Here is a 15,477-nt window from a genome sequence, read left to right on the forward strand (position 1 = left end):
GCCAGAGCGGGTCTGCTGCCCAAGGGGTTTCAGGCCCTCTGGCTGGAAACGGAGATGACCTCTCCGGTCATATAGCTCGACAGATTGGAGGCGAGGAACAGCATGACGTTCGCCACTTCCCAGACCTCTGCGGGGCGGCCGAAGGCCTCGCGAGCGGAAAGCTGGGCCAGCAGGTCATCGGTGGTCACCTTGGCCAGGAACGCGTGCATCGCGATCGACGGAGCAACCGCGTTGATCCGCACATTGTGCTCGGCCGCCTCCACCGCCGAGCAGCGGGTGAACGCCATCACGCCCGCCTTCGCGGCAGCATAATGGGCCTGCCCCTTTTGCGCGCGCCAGCCAAGCACCGAGGCGTTGTTGACGACCACCCCGGTCTTGCGCGCATACATCGCGGGAAGGAACGCGCGGCTCATCCGGAACACGCTGTTGAGCGTGACGTCGAGCACGCGGAACCATTGCTCGTCGGTCATGTCGATCACATCGACTTCGCCGCCAAGGCCCGCGTTGTTGATCAGCACGTCGACGTGGCCCAGTTCGGCAAGCGCCGCCGCGTGGAGCGCATCGACCTGGTCCTGGCTGGTCACGTCGCACACGAAGGTCGCCGGGCGCTGGCCGCATTCGGCGGCGATCCGGTCGGCAGCTTCGCCCAGCCGGCGCTCATGGAAGTCGCTCATCAGCACGGTCGCGCCTTCTTCCACCGCGCGCTTGGCAGCGGAGAAGCCGATGCCGGTGCCAGCCGAGGCGGTCACAACCACAGTCTTGCCGGCCAGCAGATTGCGGCCCTGCGGATAAGTCGGGATCGGAGCAGCCATCAGACGTCACCCCGCGGTTCGCGCGGCATGCCCAGACCGCGCTCGGCGATCAGGTTGCGCTGGATCTGGTTGGTCCCGCCATAGATCGTGTCGGCGCGGCTGTAGAGGAACAGATTGGGCAGAGTGTCCCATTCATACTCTGCCCCTTCGGCCACTTCGGCAGCCTGCCCCAGCACGTCCATCGCCAGTTCGCCCAGGTTGCGCCGCCAGCTAGCCCACTGGATCTTGTAGGTCAGCGCCGCGCCGTCGATCTTGGAATGATCGGTCTGCGATAGCATCCGCAGCGCGCCATAGCGCATCAGGTTGAGGCCGATTTCCGCCTTGGCGATACGCTGACGGATCAGCGGATCCTTGGCCGCGCCATTCGCCTTGGCCGCCGCGATGATTTCGTCCAGCTCGTTGCGGAAGCCCATCTGCTGACCCAGCGTGGAAACGCCGCGTTCGAACGCCAGCAGGCCCATCGCGATCTTCCAGCCTTCACCCGGCGCGCCAATCAGGCTGTCCGCCGGGCAGCGCGCATCGGTGAAGAAGGTTTCGTTGAATTCGGCATCGCCGTTGATCTGCTTGATCCCGCGGATCTCGATCCCCGGCTGGTCGATTTCCATCATCAGGAAGGTCAGGCCCTTGGGCCCCTTCGACCCTTCCTCGCTACGGGAAACGACGAAGATCCAGTCGGAAATGTGCGCCAGACTGGTCCAGATCTTCTGGCCGTTGACGACCCATTCCCCGCCCTCAAGCCGCGCCTTGGTGCGGACCGAAGCGAGGTCGGACCCGGCACCCGGTTCCGAAAAGCCCTGGCAGAAGATGGTCTTGCCCGCCGCGATATCAGGCAGGAAGCGCTGCTTCTGCGCTTCGGTGCCGAATGCCAGAATGGTCGGACCGGCCAGTTCGACGCCGATGTGATTGACGCGGCCCGGAACCCCGGCGCGCGCATATTCCTCGGCAAAGATCACCTGATGGGCCAGGCTGGCGTTGCGGCCACCCCATTCCTCGGGCCAGCCGATGCACGACCACTTGTAAGCGGCCAGTTGCTGTTCCCATTCCTTGCGCCGTTCCGCCTTGGCGGTCAGCGTGGTGATGCCCTTGATGTCCTTGAATTCGCCCGCCATCTGGCCCTGCAGCCAGTCGGCGCATTCGGCGCGGAATTCCTCTTCCGCGGGGGAAAAGCCCAGCTTCATGCCGCTGCTCCCAAAATCATCGTTGCAACCTGCTCGCGGTGCCAGTCACCGGCTCCGAGCATCGACTGAAGCGCGCGCGCCCGCTTGAAATAAAGGTGCGCGTCGTGCTCCCAGGTGAACCCGATCCCGCCGTGCAGCTGGATCATGTTGCCGGCGCACATGAAGGCGGTATCGGCGGCAAAGCTCTTGGCCGAATGCAGCGCGATTGCCGCTTCGTCCGATTGCTCGTCCACCGCGCAGGCTGCCCAGTAAACGGCGCTGCGGGCCTGTTCGATTTCGATCACCATATCGGCCAGGCGGTGCTTGTAGGCCTGGAACGAACCGATCGGGCGGCCGAACTGGACGCGTTCCTTGGCATAGGCGACCGTGCGCTCGAGCGAGGCCTGGGCCACGCCCAGCCCTTCGGCGGCGGCGATTACCCAACCGGCCTGACGCGCGGCGGCCAGAGCGGCCGCGCCATCGGCCAGCGCGTCACCGGCCACACCGGCCAGAGTGACGGTGGCCATCGGCCGGGTCTGGTCCATGGTGGTGTGGGTGGTCACGCTGACGCCCGCGGCATCGGCGCGCACCAGCCAGGCGCTGTCGCCGCTGCCCAGCACGAACAGGTCGGCCACGCCGCCATGCATCACGAAGGAAACGCTGCCCGACAGCTTGCCATCGGCAAGGTCCAGCGCATCGGCACTGGCGTAAACGGCAATCGCCTCGCCGGAAACCAGCTTGCCCAGCCATTCGCCCTGCTGCGCCGCGCTGCCACCGGAGGCAATCGCCTGCGCCGCCATGGCCTGGCCTAACAGCGGCAATGCCGCCACCTGGCTGCCCGCGGCTTCGGCCACGATTGCCAGTTCGACCATGCCCAGTCCGGCCCCGCCCAGGTCTTCGGCAATGCCGATCCCGGCCAGGCCCAGTTCGGCGCAGAAAGCGCTCCACAGGTCACGGTCGATCCCGTCGGCGGCCATCGCCTTGCGGGTGCGTTCGCTGGTGGCGTGTTCGGCAAAGAAACCCTTCACGGTTTCCGCGATCATCGCCTGTTCTTCGGTAAAGACAAATTCCATTATGCGGTCCCCCACACCTTGCGCGGCGGCACGCGGGTGGCGATCAGCTGTTCGACCGCCGCGCCGACTTCTGCCGGTTCCCACTTGGCGCCCTTGTCCACCACCGGACCTTCGCGCCAGCCATCCTCCAGCATGATCTTGCCGCCTTCGAGTTCGAAGACGCAGCCGGTCACGTCGGCGCTCTGGCTGGAACCCAGCCAGACCACGGTGGGGGCCATGTTCGCCGGGTCCATCACGTCGAAGGTCTGACCTTCGGTCGCCATCTTTTCGGCAAAGGCCTGCTCGGTCATGCGGGTGCGGGCCGACGGGGCCAGCGCATTGGCAGTGATGCCATAGCGCCCCAGTTCCGCCGCCTGGACCAGCGTGAGCGAGGCGATCCCGCCCTTGGCCGTCGAATAGGCCGCCTGCGCGATGCTGCCCTGCAGCCCCGCGCCGGACGAGGTATTGATGATCCGCGCGTCGGGATTTTCGCCGCGCTTCTGCTTTTCGCGCCAGTAGTTCACCGCGTGGCGGGCGATGCAGAAATGCCCGCGCAGGTGGACGTGCATGGTCGCGTCCCATTCTTCCAGCGTGGCCGAAACGAACATCCGGTCGCGCACGATCCCGGCATTGTTGACCACCACGTGCAGGTCACCAAATGCAGCCACCGCGGCATCGACGATCCGCTTGGCCGCGTCCCAGTCGGTGATGTCTTCATAGTTGGCGATGGCCTTGCCGCCAGCGGCAATGATTTCAGCCACAACGCCATCGGCGGCGCTGGTATCGCGCCCTTCGCCGTTCAGCGACGTGCCGATGTCGTTGACCACCACGTTCGCGCCCTCAGCGGCGAAGGCCAGCGCATAGGCCCGGCCCAGGCCGCGTGCGGCGCCAGTGATGATGACAGTGCGGTTTTCGCAAATACCCATTACAGCCTCTCGATAATCGTGACGTTGGCCTGCCCGCCGCCTTCGCACATGGTCTGCAGACCATAGCGCCCGCCGGTACGCTCCAGCGCGTTGAGCAGCGTGGTCATCAGTCGCGCGCCGGTGGCGCCCAGCGGATGACCCAGCGCAATCGCGCCGCCGTGAATGTTGACCTTCTCGTGCGGGATGCCGAGCTGCTTCATCCACGCCATCGGCACGGATGCGAACGCTTCGTTGCATTCGAACAAGTCGATATCAGCGACGGTCATGCCAGCCTTCTTCAGCGCGTACTCGGTCGCCGGGATCGGCGCAGTCAGCATCCACACCGGATCGTCCGCACGGACGGAGATGTGGTGAATGCGCGCGCGCGGCTTGAGCCCGTGTTCCTTCACCGCGCGTTCGCTGGCGACCAGCATCGCGGCGGCGCCGTCGCAGTTCTGGCTGGAAATCCCGGCGGTAACGATCCCGCCTTCCTGCACGGTGCGCAGGCCCGCCAGCCCTTCGAGCGAAGTGGTGGGGCGGATGGTTTCGTCAGCGGCGAGTTCGGCCATCGGCGCGATTTCATTGGCAAACCAGCCATTGTCAGCCGCCGCCTGCGCACGCTGGTGGCTGGTGACCGCGAACGCCTCCATCTCGGCGCGGGTCAGGCCCCATTTCGCGGCGATCATTTCCGCCGAATTGATCTGGTTCAGGATGCCGTCGCCATAGCGCGCGACCCAGCCCGGCGAGGTGTTGAACGGGTTGGAAAAGCCATAAGGCTCTGCCGCCAGCATCGCCGCCGAAATCGGAATCGCGTTCATCGCCTGGCTGCCGCCCGCGACGACCAGATCCTGCGTCCCGCTCATCACGCCTTGGGCAGCGAAGTGGACGGCCTGCTGGCTCGATCCGCACTGGCGGTCAATCGTAGTGCCGGGCACGTGCTGCGGCAGGCCCGCGACCAGCCACACGGTGCGGCCAATGTCACCGGCCTGCGGCCCGATGGTGTCACAGCAGCCCCAGACGACATCGTCGACCAGATTGGCGTCGATGCCGGTGCGTTCCACCAGTGCCTTGATCGGATGCGCGCCAAGGTCTGCCGGATGCACTCCGGCCAGGCTGCCTTTCTTGCGCCCGATGGGGGTGCGGACAGCGTCGATGATATATGCTTCAGCCATGGTGATCCTCAGGCAAAGGTGTGTTCGGGGCCAATCGGCAAGCTGCCGCCCAGCACGGCTTCGTCGATCCGTTTCAGATGAAACGCGCGGTCGCCCCAGGCGCCGCACAGCGCCCAGCTGCGCTTCATCCAGAAGTGCAGGTCCACTTCGTAAGTGTAGCCCATCGCGCCGTGGACCTGGATCGCGGTTTCGGCAGTCAGCATCGCTGCGTCGCTCGCCGCCAGCTTGGCGTGGCTGACGTGGGCAGTGGCGCTGCCGAGGCCATCCTGCAGTGCCGCCGCCGCGCGCCAGACCACCGGCTTGGCAAATTCAATCGCCACCGAGCAACTCGCCAGCTGGTGCTTGATCCCCTGAAACGCGCCAATCGGCTGACCAAACTGGGTGCGGATCTTGGCGTATTCGACCGCCTGATGCAGCATCGCATCGGCCAGCCCGACCAGCTGCGCCGCGCTCATCAGTGCGCCCAGATTGAGCAGGTGCGGATCATCGCTGACCGTCGAAGGCCGCGTGGTCAGCTGGCGCAAGGGATCGACGGACACGAGCGCGTCCCCTTCCCCGTCTGCCACCCACGGATTGATCACGTGCGCGGGCGCCAGTTTGCGCGTGCCGGCCACCACATCGGCCAGACCATCGGCCTGTCCTTGCGAGAGCAGCCACGGCACGCCGACGAATGCGGTATCGACCAGCGGTTCGGCCAGACAGGCCCGCCCGCATTCCGCCGCGATCAGCGCGGCTTCGATCAGGCCCATGCCCAGCCCGCCGTGCTTTTCCGGCACCAGCAGCCCGGTCAGGCCCATGTCGACCAGCCCCTGCCAGATTTCGGAATCGCGCGGGCCTGCTTCATCCAGCCGCCGCAGCACTTCGGGACCATGCGTGCCGGTAAGGTAATCGCGCACACCATCTGCCAGCGTCAGCTGGTCTTCGGAAAACCGGAAATCCATCAGCCCGCTCCCACGCGAGGAAGGCCGAGCAGGCGTTCGGCCGTGATGTTGCGTTGCACCTCGTTCGAGCCGGCATAGATCGGGCCGGAGAGCGAGAAGATGTAGCCTTCAAGCCACTGGTTGATGCGGCCATCGTCAAACCGCTTCAGCTCTGCCGCCGCGCCCAGCAGCTGCATGGCCGTGCGGTGCATCGACCGGTCCAGTTCGGACCAGAAGATCTTGTTGAGGCTGGCCTCGGCGCCGATCTTGCCCCCGGCCATGATCTTCGCGGCGACGGCATACGTGTTGTAGGCATAGGCCTGCGCCGCGCCCCACGCCTGCACCACGGCTTCGCGTGCTGAGGGTGCGGCATGATCCGCGTGCTGGCGATAGAGTTCGACCAGCCGCTTGGCCGTCGCCTGAAACCGTCCGGGTGAGCGCAGCATCAGCCCGCGCTCGAACCCGGCAGTGGCCATCGCCACGTTCCAGCCCTGCCCTTCGCCCGCCAGGCAATTTTCAACCGGCACGCGCACTTCATCGAAGAACAGTTCGGCAAAGCCGGTATCGCCGTGCAGCTGGCGGATCGGGCGGCGGGTGATGCCGGGGCTGTTCATGTCGAACAGGATGAACGTCAGCCCCTTGTGGCGCTTGCTGTCCGGGTCGGTGCGGAAAATGCCAAAGCCCCAGTCGGCAAAGGCCGCGCGGCTCGACCAGGTTTTCTGCCCGGTGATGACGTAATGATCGCCGTCCCGCACCGCCTTGGACTGGATCGCCGCCATGTCGCTGCCCGCGCCGGGTTCGGACCAGGCCTGCGCCCAGATCACTTCGCCCTTGGCCATCGGGGTCAGGAACCGGGCCTTCTGCTCCTCGGTGCCGAATTCCATGATGGTCGGGCCGAGTAGGAAGATGCCATTCTGGTTGGCCCGGTTGGGACCACCAGCGCGGAAATACTCTTCCTCGAAGATCAGCCACTGGATCAGGTCCAGCCCGCGCCCGCCATAAGCTTCGGGCCAGGTGACCATGCCCCAGTTGCCGCTGGCCAAGGTGCGTTCCCACTCGACGTGCTGGTCATAGCCTTCGCGGCATTCCAGCGTGACGAGCGGTTCCTTGGGAACGTGGGCTTCCATCCAGGCGCGCACTTCGGCCCGGAACGCCTGCTGTTCGGGGGTATATTCCAGCTGCATCAGAACGCATCCATCAGAATTGGGCCGCCTTGCCGGTTTCAACAAAGGCATCGCGCGCCTTCTGGCTGTCTTCGTGCATGTACATTTCCAGCGTGAAGCCCTGTTCCCAGCGATAGCCGCGATCGACGTCGCGCGGTTCCAGCCCGTTCAGCGCTTCCTTGGCGATGACCAGCGCCTTGCGGCTCTTGCTGGCGACGATCGCGCAGAACGCGCGCGCCTCGGCCACGAGGTCGGCCCGCGGCACGACCTTCTCGACCGCGCCAAGCCGATAGGCTTCCTCGGCCGGGATATTGCCGCCCGTGAAAAAGGCCGCGCGGACCTTGTGCAGCGGCAGCATCCGCGACAGGTGGCTAGCCCCGCCCATTGCCCCGCGATCGACCTCCGGCAGCGAGAAGAACGCATCGTCTGCCGCGATGATCGTATCGGCCGCGCCGCAAATTCCGATCCCGCCGCCGATCACGAACTTGTGCGCGGCGACCACCACCGGCACTTCGGCATCGCGAATGGCCTTGAAGGTCAGGTAATTGCCGCGGTTCAGCACGGTGATGCGCTCCGGGTGGGCCTGCATCTCCTTGATGTCGACCCCGCCGCAGAACCCGCGCGATTCCTCTGCCGCGCGGATCAGCACGCAGTTGACGTCCGGATTGCTGGCGGCCGCCGTGATGATCGCAGGCAACGACATCCAGGTCTGGCTGTCGAACGCGTTGACCGGCGGAACATCGAACACGATTTCCGCGATCCGGTCCTTGATGGTGGTGGTAATGCCCATGTCTTACTCCTGGGTGCCAAGGCCGCGCAGCGCGGTCAGCCGCGCTTCCGCCTCGGTCATGATGCTGTCGATCAGCGCGGCGCAGGTCGGCAGGTCGGCCAGCCGCCCGCCCACCACGCCAGTGGCCATCAGGCCGTCCGCGTCGGCGCCATCGACCACGGCGCGCTGGATCATCATCGGCGCGGCCGCGGCCATCATTGCCTGCATCAGCGAAAGCCCGCCGTGCGAGGTCATGCCCTTGGCCGCGTGGTAAAGGTCGATGAACGAAGCGCCGGTCTGGCGCTTCATCGCCAGCCCTGCCTCGACCGCGCGCAGCCACATGCCGATCCGGCCGGACTGCTCGATGCGGGCAAGCGCCGGGTTCAGGATCATCCGCTGCGGGATCCCGTCGACCTTGGTGGTCACGACAATGTCATTGGTTCCCGCCTTGACGTAGCGCCCCTTGGTGCTGGCCGGCACTGGGCTTTCCGCCGTCATCAGGAAGCGCGTGCCCATCGCGATGCCGCAAGCGCCATAAGCCAGCGCCGCCGCCAGCCCGCGCCCGTCGCCAAAGCCACCCGCCGCGACGACCGGCACGTTCACTGCGTCCAGCACTTGCGGCAGCAGCACGGTGGAAGGGACCGAACCGGTATGCCCGCCACCCTCGCCGCCCTGCACCACGACCATGTCGCAGCCCAGCTGGACCATCTTCTCGGCGTGCTTCACCGCCCCGACCGTGGGGATGCACAGGATGCCCGCATCCTTGAACCGAGCGATCATCTTGGCATCCGGCCCGCGTCCGAAACTAACGGCCCGCACGCGATCGCGGTTGGCCAGGATCACTTCGACGATTTCCGCAGCACCCGGTTGGAAGCTGTGGAAATTGATGCCGAAATTGTGCGGTGTCAGGTCACGCAGCCGCGCCACCTCCTCGCGCGCCTCGGCCGGAGTCATCACCGCGCAGGCCAGAAAGCCGAATGCTCCGGCATTGCTGGACGCGGCGACGAGTTCGGGCGTCGCCACCCAGCCCATTGCGGTCTGGATCACGGGAACGCGGCAGCCAAGCGCCTCGGTGAGCGGGGTGCAGATCACTTGGCTCAGCCTTCCTTGGCCTGCTGCTTGTTCTGTGCGGCCATCGCCTTGCCATCAAGGCCGCCGATGGAATTGCCCAGCACCAGATCGTTCTGCGCATGGGCGAAGTGGTGCATGTGGAACACCGCATCCATCGCGCTGCGCTTGCCGCGCAGTTCCTCGACGTGATTGATCGCCTGCTTGGTCAGCCAGTTGCCAAGGCGCGGCTGGGCAACCAGCTTCGCCGCCATCGCTGCGACGGTATCGCGCAGCTCGGCGCGGCTGACGATCTTGTTCACCATGCCGAACTGTTCCGCACGCTGCGCGCTCATGCGTTCACCCAGCAGCAGGAACTCCTTGGCCACGCGCGGCGGCAGTTCGAATGCGTGGGCGAAGTATTCCACGCCGGGAATGCCCATGCGGTTGACCGGGTCCTGGAAGAACGCGTCATCGGTCGCCACGATCAGGTCGCAGACCCATGCCAGCATCAGCCCGCCCGCGATGCAGGCGCCCTGCACCATCGCGATGGTCGGCTTGGCAATGTCGCGCCAGCGGCGGCACATGCCGAGATACTGTTCCTGCTCACGCGTATAGAGCAGTTCGGCACCGGGACGCGTCACGTGCGGCGGCACCATCAGGCGGTTTTCGAACTGCGTGTAAAGGTCGCGCCCCGGCGTGCCGATGTCGTGGCCCGCGCTGAAGTGCTTGCCATTCCCGGCCAGCACGATGCACTTGACCGCATCGTCGTTGGTCGCGCGCATGAACGCGTCGTCCAGCGCATAGGTCATCTGCCCGTTCTGCGCATTGTTGAAATCCGGGCGGTTCATCGTCACCCAGGCCACGCCGTCGATCACTTCGTACAGCACCGGCTGATCGGTTTCGTAAACGACGTCCACCTGTTTCGGCTCGACAAGATCGCTCATGGTTCTCTCTCCCCTTCAGGCCTGCCCGGGACGGGCGGGCGGGTTATCCTTGATCACGCTGGCGCGGATATTGTGCGGATCGAGCTGCGCGATGATCGCCAGTTCCTCGGCTCCCGGCAGCGGGGTTTCGGTCAGCGCGCCGCGCTCCAGTTCAAACCCGGTCGCTTCCTGCACCTGTTCGAACGTCACGCCGGGATGCAGCGACACCACGCGGACCGCGTTGTCCGTGCCGCCAAAGTCCATCACGCACAGGTTGGTGACGATCACACGCAAGTCGACTGCGGAATAGTTCCCGCCCGGCACGCGCTTGGCGGGGTTGTAGCCGACACCCGAAACCATATCGACTTCACCGGCCACGAACACGCGAGGCGTGTGGCTGGGGAAGAAGAAGCTGTTGGGGTGGTAGATCGTGTTGCCGGGGAACCCGCGCACGCCCAGCATCTGCGTCTTGGGCTGCTGATGCGTGCCGCCCAGCTGCGACAGGTTGATCTGCCCGAACCGGTCGATCTGCGTCGGCGTGACCATCGCATGACGCCGTCCGCTCCACACCGCGCTGTCGAAAAAGCGCGAGAACGGCAAGTGACCGGCGAACTTCGGCTTATAGTCACCGCGCGGGCCGATCGGCACCGGCTGCTCGACCAGATAGGCTTCGCCATCGGTCATCATCAGTTCCGGCGTGTGCGTCAGCTTGGCCAGGCTCGCGCCCAGCCGCGGGACCGGGCCAACGCCGGTTGCGACGACTTCACCATTGCCCCGGAACGCTTCCGAAGCTGCGAAAATGCAGAGTTCTGCCAGGGTCACTTCGCTCATCAGAACACCGGCAGCGGCAGAGCCGCGACCGCCTCCTTTCCGCCAACGGATTCCAGATATGCGGCTTCGTCCGCGCCGACGAAACGGTCCTTGACCGCGTTCCAGTCGCCCGGATCCTTCGCCGCGTCGGTGTAGGCCTTGAACGCCTTCATGTCCCAGCCATAAGCCGGCGGCATCGAGCTGGGATGCGCGCCGCACGGGATATGCGTGACGCCGCTGACAAAGCAGCGTTCGAACACGTTGGCCTGCGCGGTGTCGGGATAGTGGTCCTCCATCCGGTCGACCAGTTCCTCGCAGCTGACATAAGTCCTGGCCGCCGCCTTCGCGAACCATTCGTCGTAGTAGACGTCAGGCCCGAACAGCTGGACGTTACCGCGCCAGTCGCTGCGGTTCACATGCAGCAGCGCCGCATCCAGCTTCAGCGCGGGCATCGCGATCAGCACTTCGCCATCGTCATAGGGCGACTGGACGTGCTTCAGCCCGCCAAGGTCAGCGAGGTCGGTACCCAGGCCGACGCGGGTCGGCAGGAACGGCAGGCCGAACGCGGAGGCCTTGAGGCCCCACTGGAACATGCCTTCGTCGAGTTCGAGCACTTCGATCTGCCCGGCTTCGCGCGCCTTACGGAACCACGGCTCCAGCGGAATTGCATCGAGGCTGACGAACGCGAAGATCAGCTTCTTCACCTTGCCCGCCGCGCAGAGCATGCCGACGTCGGCGCCGCCATAAGCGACAATCGTCAAATCCTTCAGGTCCGAACGCAGGATTTCGCGCACCAGCGCCATCGGCTTGCGCCGCGGCCCCCAGCCGCCGATGCCGATGGTCATGCCATCCCTCAATTGCGCAACGATCTCCGCCGCGCTCATCCGCTTGTCGAGTTGGGTTTTCATCATTTTCGCTTTACCGCCTGCACTCGGCACCAATTTACGAAACCATTAGTACCGTAGCTTGACGGAGACTGCCAGTGCTTTTTTGAACGGCCCGCGCGCCGCGCGCAAATGGCGGCCGGGCGGACCTTCGGCGATCACGACCCCTTGCTCGATTATATCGAAACGTCTAGTATCGTAATGAAGATGGATGGACAAACAGACAAGGGGCACATTGCAATGAATGACACCCGGATAGGTCTTGACGGCAAGGTGGCCATTGTCACCGGCGGAACGCGCGGAATCGGCGCCTGCATTGCCGCCGCCCTCCTGCAGGCAGGCGCCACCGTGATCGTCTGCGGCCGCAGCGCGCCGGAAGCCCTCTCCGAGGGCCTGCTCTTCCATGCGGCAGACATCCGCGATCCCGATCAGGCTTCGGAACTGGTCAATTCGACTGTCCGCCAGCACGGTCGCCTGGATATTCTGGTAAACAATGCCGGTGGATCGCCCCATGTCGCAGCGGCAGAGGCAAGCCCACGCTTCTTCGATGCCATCCTCCGCCTGAACCTGCACGCCGCGATGTACCTAGCGCAGGCGGCCTATGGTCCGTTCAAGGCCGGGGGAGCAGGCAGCATCGTCAACATTGCCAGCGTTTCCGGCATCCGGCCTTCACCGGGAACTGCAGCATACGGAGCAGCCAAGGCCGGGCTGCTCAACCTGACGCAAAGCCTTGCCCAGGAATGGGGACCGGACGGAATCCGCGTCAACGCGCTGATCGTGGGCCTTGTCCAGACGGAAACCTCGGCGGAAACCTATGGCGGCGAGCAGGAGCAGCAAGCGGTGGCACATAGCCTGCCGCTGCGGCGCATGGGCAATGGCGATGACATTGCCAGCGCCGTTCTGTGGCTGTGCTCCGATCTGGCAAGCTGGGTGAGCGGTGCGCGCATCAATGTCGATGGCGGCGGCGAGCGCCCTTACTTTCTAGACCTGGTAAAAACCGAAAAGCCCTGAAGCTTCGGCCCGGCCGCCGGTCTTCGCGCCCACTTGCACCTGAAAAAGCAGAACCGGCGCACCCTTGCCATCAAGGGTGCGCCGGTCTGTGTCATGGCTTAGCCGCCGCGATCGGCAGGCGGACCGGATCAGGCTGCCCTGACAAGTCCCCCCGGAAGCACGCCGGTCGGCTCGCCATTGCGGTAGACGATCTCGCCGCCGACCATGGTGACCTCATAGCCATCAGCCCGCTGCAAGAGGCGGCGATCGCCTGATGGCAGGTCGTAGACAACTTCGGGCGCCTTCAGTGCCAGTTTATCAAAATCGATGATGTTGATATCGGCCCGAAGCCCGGCCCGGATCAGGCCGCGATCGGTCAGCCCCATGACCCGCGCGGTGGCCTGGGTCATGCGGTGCACCATGTCTTCCACCGTCTTGCGGCCCGTCTGGCGATCGCGCGCCCAATAGGCCAGAGCGAACGTCGAATAGCTGGCGTCGCAAATAGTGCCGAGGTGCGCCCCGCCATCGCCCAACCCCAGGACCACATCCGGGTGCGAAAGAATTTCGCCAACCGCATCCAGCTTGCCATCAGAGTAATTGGCCATGGCCAGATAGAGCTTGCCTCCCGAGTCCCCCTCGATCAGGATGTCGTAGGCGATCTCCTCGGGTGTCACCCCAGCAGCGCGGGCACGGCCCGCGATGCTTCGTTCCGGCGGCTGTTCGTAATCCGGCTCATCCCCCAGCACGAACATATATTCGAATTGGCGCACCGCCCGCCCGAGGGCGGAGGCCGGATCGGGATCGACCGGCTCGGCGATTATCGCGCTGCGGATTTCGGGTTCGCGCAGGCGCTTCAGGCGTTCCTTCAGCGGCAGTCCAGCCAGGCTCCGATAGGTCGCGGTGGTGTAGAACGGGTTGAGCGCCATTTCGAAGCCCAAGATCATCCCGATTCCACGCGGGATAAGCTGCGCCTTCAGGTCAAGACCCTGACGGTTCGCCTCGGCCAGTTCTTCGAGCAAATGCGGGTATTCGTAAGGCGCGGCATTAGCCGTGCCGATGGAAAAGGTCAGCGGACGCCCGGAAGCCGCAGCCAACTCGCGCATGGCATTGAGATTGGCGCCCGGCAGATTCAGATCCTCGACGATTTGGAAAACACCCTTCCCCTTTTCGCGCAGAACCCCGGCGAGCGCGAGCAGTTCCAGCTGCGAGACTTCGAAGGTCGGGATCGGCTTGCCGTCGCTCGAGCGGTGAAAAAGGCTGCGGGACGTCGCGATACCGGCAGCGCCCTTGTCCAGCGCCTCCCCGAGTAGCCGGCACATCTCAGCAATATCTTCCGGCGTTGCCGGCTCGCGGTTGGCCCCACGTTCACCCATCACGTAAACCCGCAGGGGCGCGTGTGGGACATAAGCGAGGATATCCATGTCGTAAGGTCGGGAGGCCAGGAAATCGAGATATTCCGGGAAAGTCTCCCAAGTCCACGGCAGTCCTTCCATCAGCACAGGGTGGGGAATGTCTTCCACCCCCTCCATAAGCCGGGCCAGCGCTTCGCGCGTGGCGTCATCCGTACGGCAAGGCGCAAAGCCCACGCCGCAATTGCCGATGACCGCCGTGGTGATGCCATGGAACGACGACGGCGCCAGCCGATTGTCCCACGTGACCTGCCCATCGTAATGGGTGTGGATATCGACGAACCCCGGCGTCACCAGCTTACCGGTCGCGTCGATTTCCTCTCGTCCGGCAGGCAGGCCGGTGCCGACAGCGGCGATGCTCCCTTTGGCGATGGCAACATCTGCGACATAGGGTGCGCCGCCCGTACCATCAACGACGGTACCGCCACGAATAACCAGATCGAAAGCAGTCATGCCGACACCTCGGCGAGATTGCCCTCTTCGTAAATTCGGCCCATCGCTACTCCACCCTTGATAGTCGTGCGATGGACGATTCGGATTTGATCCACAGGATGGCCAAAGGCTGCGTGCATGGCACGGCGGTTGTCCCACAGGACCATATCGTTCTCTTCCCAGTCGTGAATATACTGGAAGCGCGGATCGAGGGCGTGTTCAATCAGGCGGCGAAGAAGTGCATCACCTCGCTCATTCTTCTGACCGACAATATGGTCGATATTCATGGTGCTTACGTTGAGCACCTTCCTACCGGTTTCAGGGTGCGTCCAGACCAAGGGATGCGCTACCGTCGGGAATTCTGGAAAAGTTCCGAAGGGCGACACGCGCTTTACGTTCTGCTTGTTGAAGCGCATTTCCTCAAGGCCGTTGCGCCATAGGTGAATGGCTTCCAGTTCGGCAATCTCGTCCTTGGTCGCGTCGTCCAGCGCATCGTAGGCACCGGCCGTGTCAAGGAATCCGGTCAAACCACCGTCCTGAGGCTTACGCACCATGCGCAACAGCGCACCCGCGTTAGGAGTAACGGTAAAGCTCAGGTCCACATGCCAAGGAATGCACTGTGTCTGGTTGATTCCGTTCACTTCGTAGATAGGGCTGATCGGACCGTTCTCGTTGCTTAGCGAGATGAGCTCGGGATAGCCGGGCAGGCGCAGCTTTTCGATCGGGTGCAGGTCAAGTTCGCCAAAGCACCGGCTCAGCTCGAGCTGAACTTCCGAAGAGGTGCCCGCCCGGCGAAAAACCAGCACGCCATGTTCAAGCCAAGCTGCGTTCAGGGCTGCTGCGGTGGCCGCGTCGATGCCTTTTTCGAGATCGAGACCGACGACTTCTTGACCGATTCCCCCGCTGAGGGGCTTGCATTCAAAGCTCATAGCTTGCCTTTCCATCCTTGTCCCAGTCCGATCAGAATATGCGAGCCCGAGCGCGCTAACATCGCCCATATGAGTGAGCGCAGCGGCCATTTTTGCCCTC

General features: G+C 64.6%; 15 protein-coding genes. 1 reads left to right on the top strand and 14 read right to left on the bottom strand.

What is annotated here, in order from left to right:
- Positions 1-29 precede the first annotated feature (29 nt).
- The 12 genes from IM701_RS20420 to IM701_RS20475 all read right to left on the bottom strand — a co-directional run bounded on the left by IM701_RS20420 (position 30) and on the right by IM701_RS20475 (position 11,641).
- Positions 30-812 carry an SDR family oxidoreductase gene (locus IM701_RS20420; protein WP_193829077.1) on the bottom strand — a complete coding sequence of 261 codons (783 nt, stop codon included), beginning with the start codon at positions 810-812 and terminating at the stop codon, positions 30-32.
- Positions 812-1,990, bottom strand: a complete 1,179-nt coding sequence (locus tag IM701_RS20425; protein WP_193829078.1) for an acyl-CoA dehydrogenase family protein — start codon at positions 1,988-1,990, stop codon at positions 812-814. The genes IM701_RS20420 and IM701_RS20425 overlap by 1 nt, the downstream gene beginning before the upstream one ends.
- Positions 1,987-3,042, bottom strand: coding sequence for an acyl-CoA dehydrogenase family protein (locus IM701_RS20430; RefSeq protein WP_193829079.1), 1,056 nt, complete (start codon positions 3,040-3,042; stop codon positions 1,987-1,989). The genes IM701_RS20425 and IM701_RS20430 overlap by 4 nt, the downstream gene beginning before the upstream one ends.
- Positions 3,042-3,947, bottom strand: coding sequence for an SDR family oxidoreductase (locus IM701_RS20435; protein ID WP_193829080.1), 906 nt, complete (start codon positions 3,945-3,947; stop codon positions 3,042-3,044). Before IM701_RS20435 ends, IM701_RS20430 begins: the two co-directional genes overlap by 1 nt.
- Positions 3,947-5,098, bottom strand: a complete 1,152-nt coding sequence (locus IM701_RS20440) for an acetyl-CoA C-acetyltransferase (RefSeq protein ID WP_193829081.1) — start codon at positions 5,096-5,098, stop codon at positions 3,947-3,949. The genes IM701_RS20435 and IM701_RS20440 overlap by 1 nt, the downstream gene beginning before the upstream one ends.
- 8 nt (positions 5,099-5,106) lie before the next feature.
- Positions 5,107-6,039 (bottom strand): acyl-CoA dehydrogenase family protein, encoded by a 933-nt coding sequence (locus tag IM701_RS20445; protein WP_193829082.1) that lies wholly within the window; start codon positions 6,037-6,039, stop codon positions 5,107-5,109.
- A complete protein-coding gene (locus IM701_RS20450) occupies positions 6,039-7,202 on the bottom strand; it encodes an acyl-CoA dehydrogenase family protein (protein WP_193829083.1) in 1,164 nt (387 codons plus the stop codon). The genes IM701_RS20445 and IM701_RS20450 overlap by 1 nt, the downstream gene beginning before the upstream one ends.
- Before the next feature lie 13 nt (positions 7,203-7,215).
- Positions 7,216-7,971: an enoyl-CoA hydratase family protein gene (locus IM701_RS20455; protein WP_193829084.1), complete on the bottom strand. Its 756-nt coding sequence runs from the start codon at positions 7,969-7,971 to the stop codon at positions 7,216-7,218.
- A 3-nt stretch (positions 7,972-7,974) separates the two neighbouring features.
- Positions 7,975-8,982: an NAD(P)H-dependent flavin oxidoreductase gene (locus IM701_RS20460; protein ID WP_370584392.1), complete on the bottom strand. Its 1,008-nt coding sequence runs from the start codon at positions 8,980-8,982 to the stop codon at positions 7,975-7,977.
- Between the two features lie 65 nt (positions 8,983-9,047).
- Positions 9,048-9,944, bottom strand: a complete 897-nt coding sequence (locus tag IM701_RS20465) for an enoyl-CoA hydratase (protein ID WP_189540523.1) — start codon at positions 9,942-9,944, stop codon at positions 9,048-9,050.
- Positions 9,945-9,959: 15 nt separating this feature from the next.
- The gene (locus IM701_RS20470; protein WP_193829085.1) at positions 9,960-10,754 is read right to left on the bottom strand and encodes a CoA-transferase subunit beta; all 795 of its coding nucleotides are present in this window, start codon (positions 10,752-10,754) and stop codon (positions 9,960-9,962) included.
- Positions 10,754-11,641 carry a CoA transferase subunit A gene (locus IM701_RS20475; protein WP_370584390.1) on the bottom strand — a complete coding sequence of 296 codons (888 nt, stop codon included), beginning with the start codon at positions 11,639-11,641 and terminating at the stop codon, positions 10,754-10,756. Before IM701_RS20475 ends, IM701_RS20470 begins: the two co-directional genes overlap by 1 nt.
- Before the next feature lie 216 nt (positions 11,642-11,857).
- Between IM701_RS20475 and IM701_RS20480 the strand changes: the two genes are divergently transcribed.
- A complete protein-coding gene (locus IM701_RS20480) occupies positions 11,858-12,628 on the top strand; it encodes an SDR family oxidoreductase (RefSeq protein ID WP_193829087.1) in 771 nt (256 codons plus the stop codon).
- Positions 12,629-12,756: 128 nt separating this feature from the next.
- Here IM701_RS20480 and IM701_RS20485 read toward each other — a convergent pair whose 3' ends face one another.
- The gene (locus IM701_RS20485; RefSeq protein ID WP_193829088.1) at positions 12,757-14,469 is read right to left on the bottom strand and encodes an amidohydrolase family protein; all 1,713 of its coding nucleotides are present in this window, start codon (positions 14,467-14,469) and stop codon (positions 12,757-12,759) included.
- Positions 14,466-15,467: a TauD/TfdA family dioxygenase gene (locus IM701_RS20490; protein WP_193829089.1), complete on the bottom strand. Its 1,002-nt coding sequence runs from the start codon at positions 15,465-15,467 to the stop codon at positions 14,466-14,468. The genes IM701_RS20485 and IM701_RS20490 overlap by 4 nt, the downstream gene beginning before the upstream one ends.
- Positions 15,468-15,477: the final 10 nt, after the last annotated feature.

It is taken from the genome of Novosphingobium sp. ES2-1 (genome assembly GCF_015169775.1).
GTDB lineage: Bacteria > Pseudomonadota > Alphaproteobacteria > Sphingomonadales > Sphingomonadaceae > Novosphingobium > Novosphingobium subterraneum.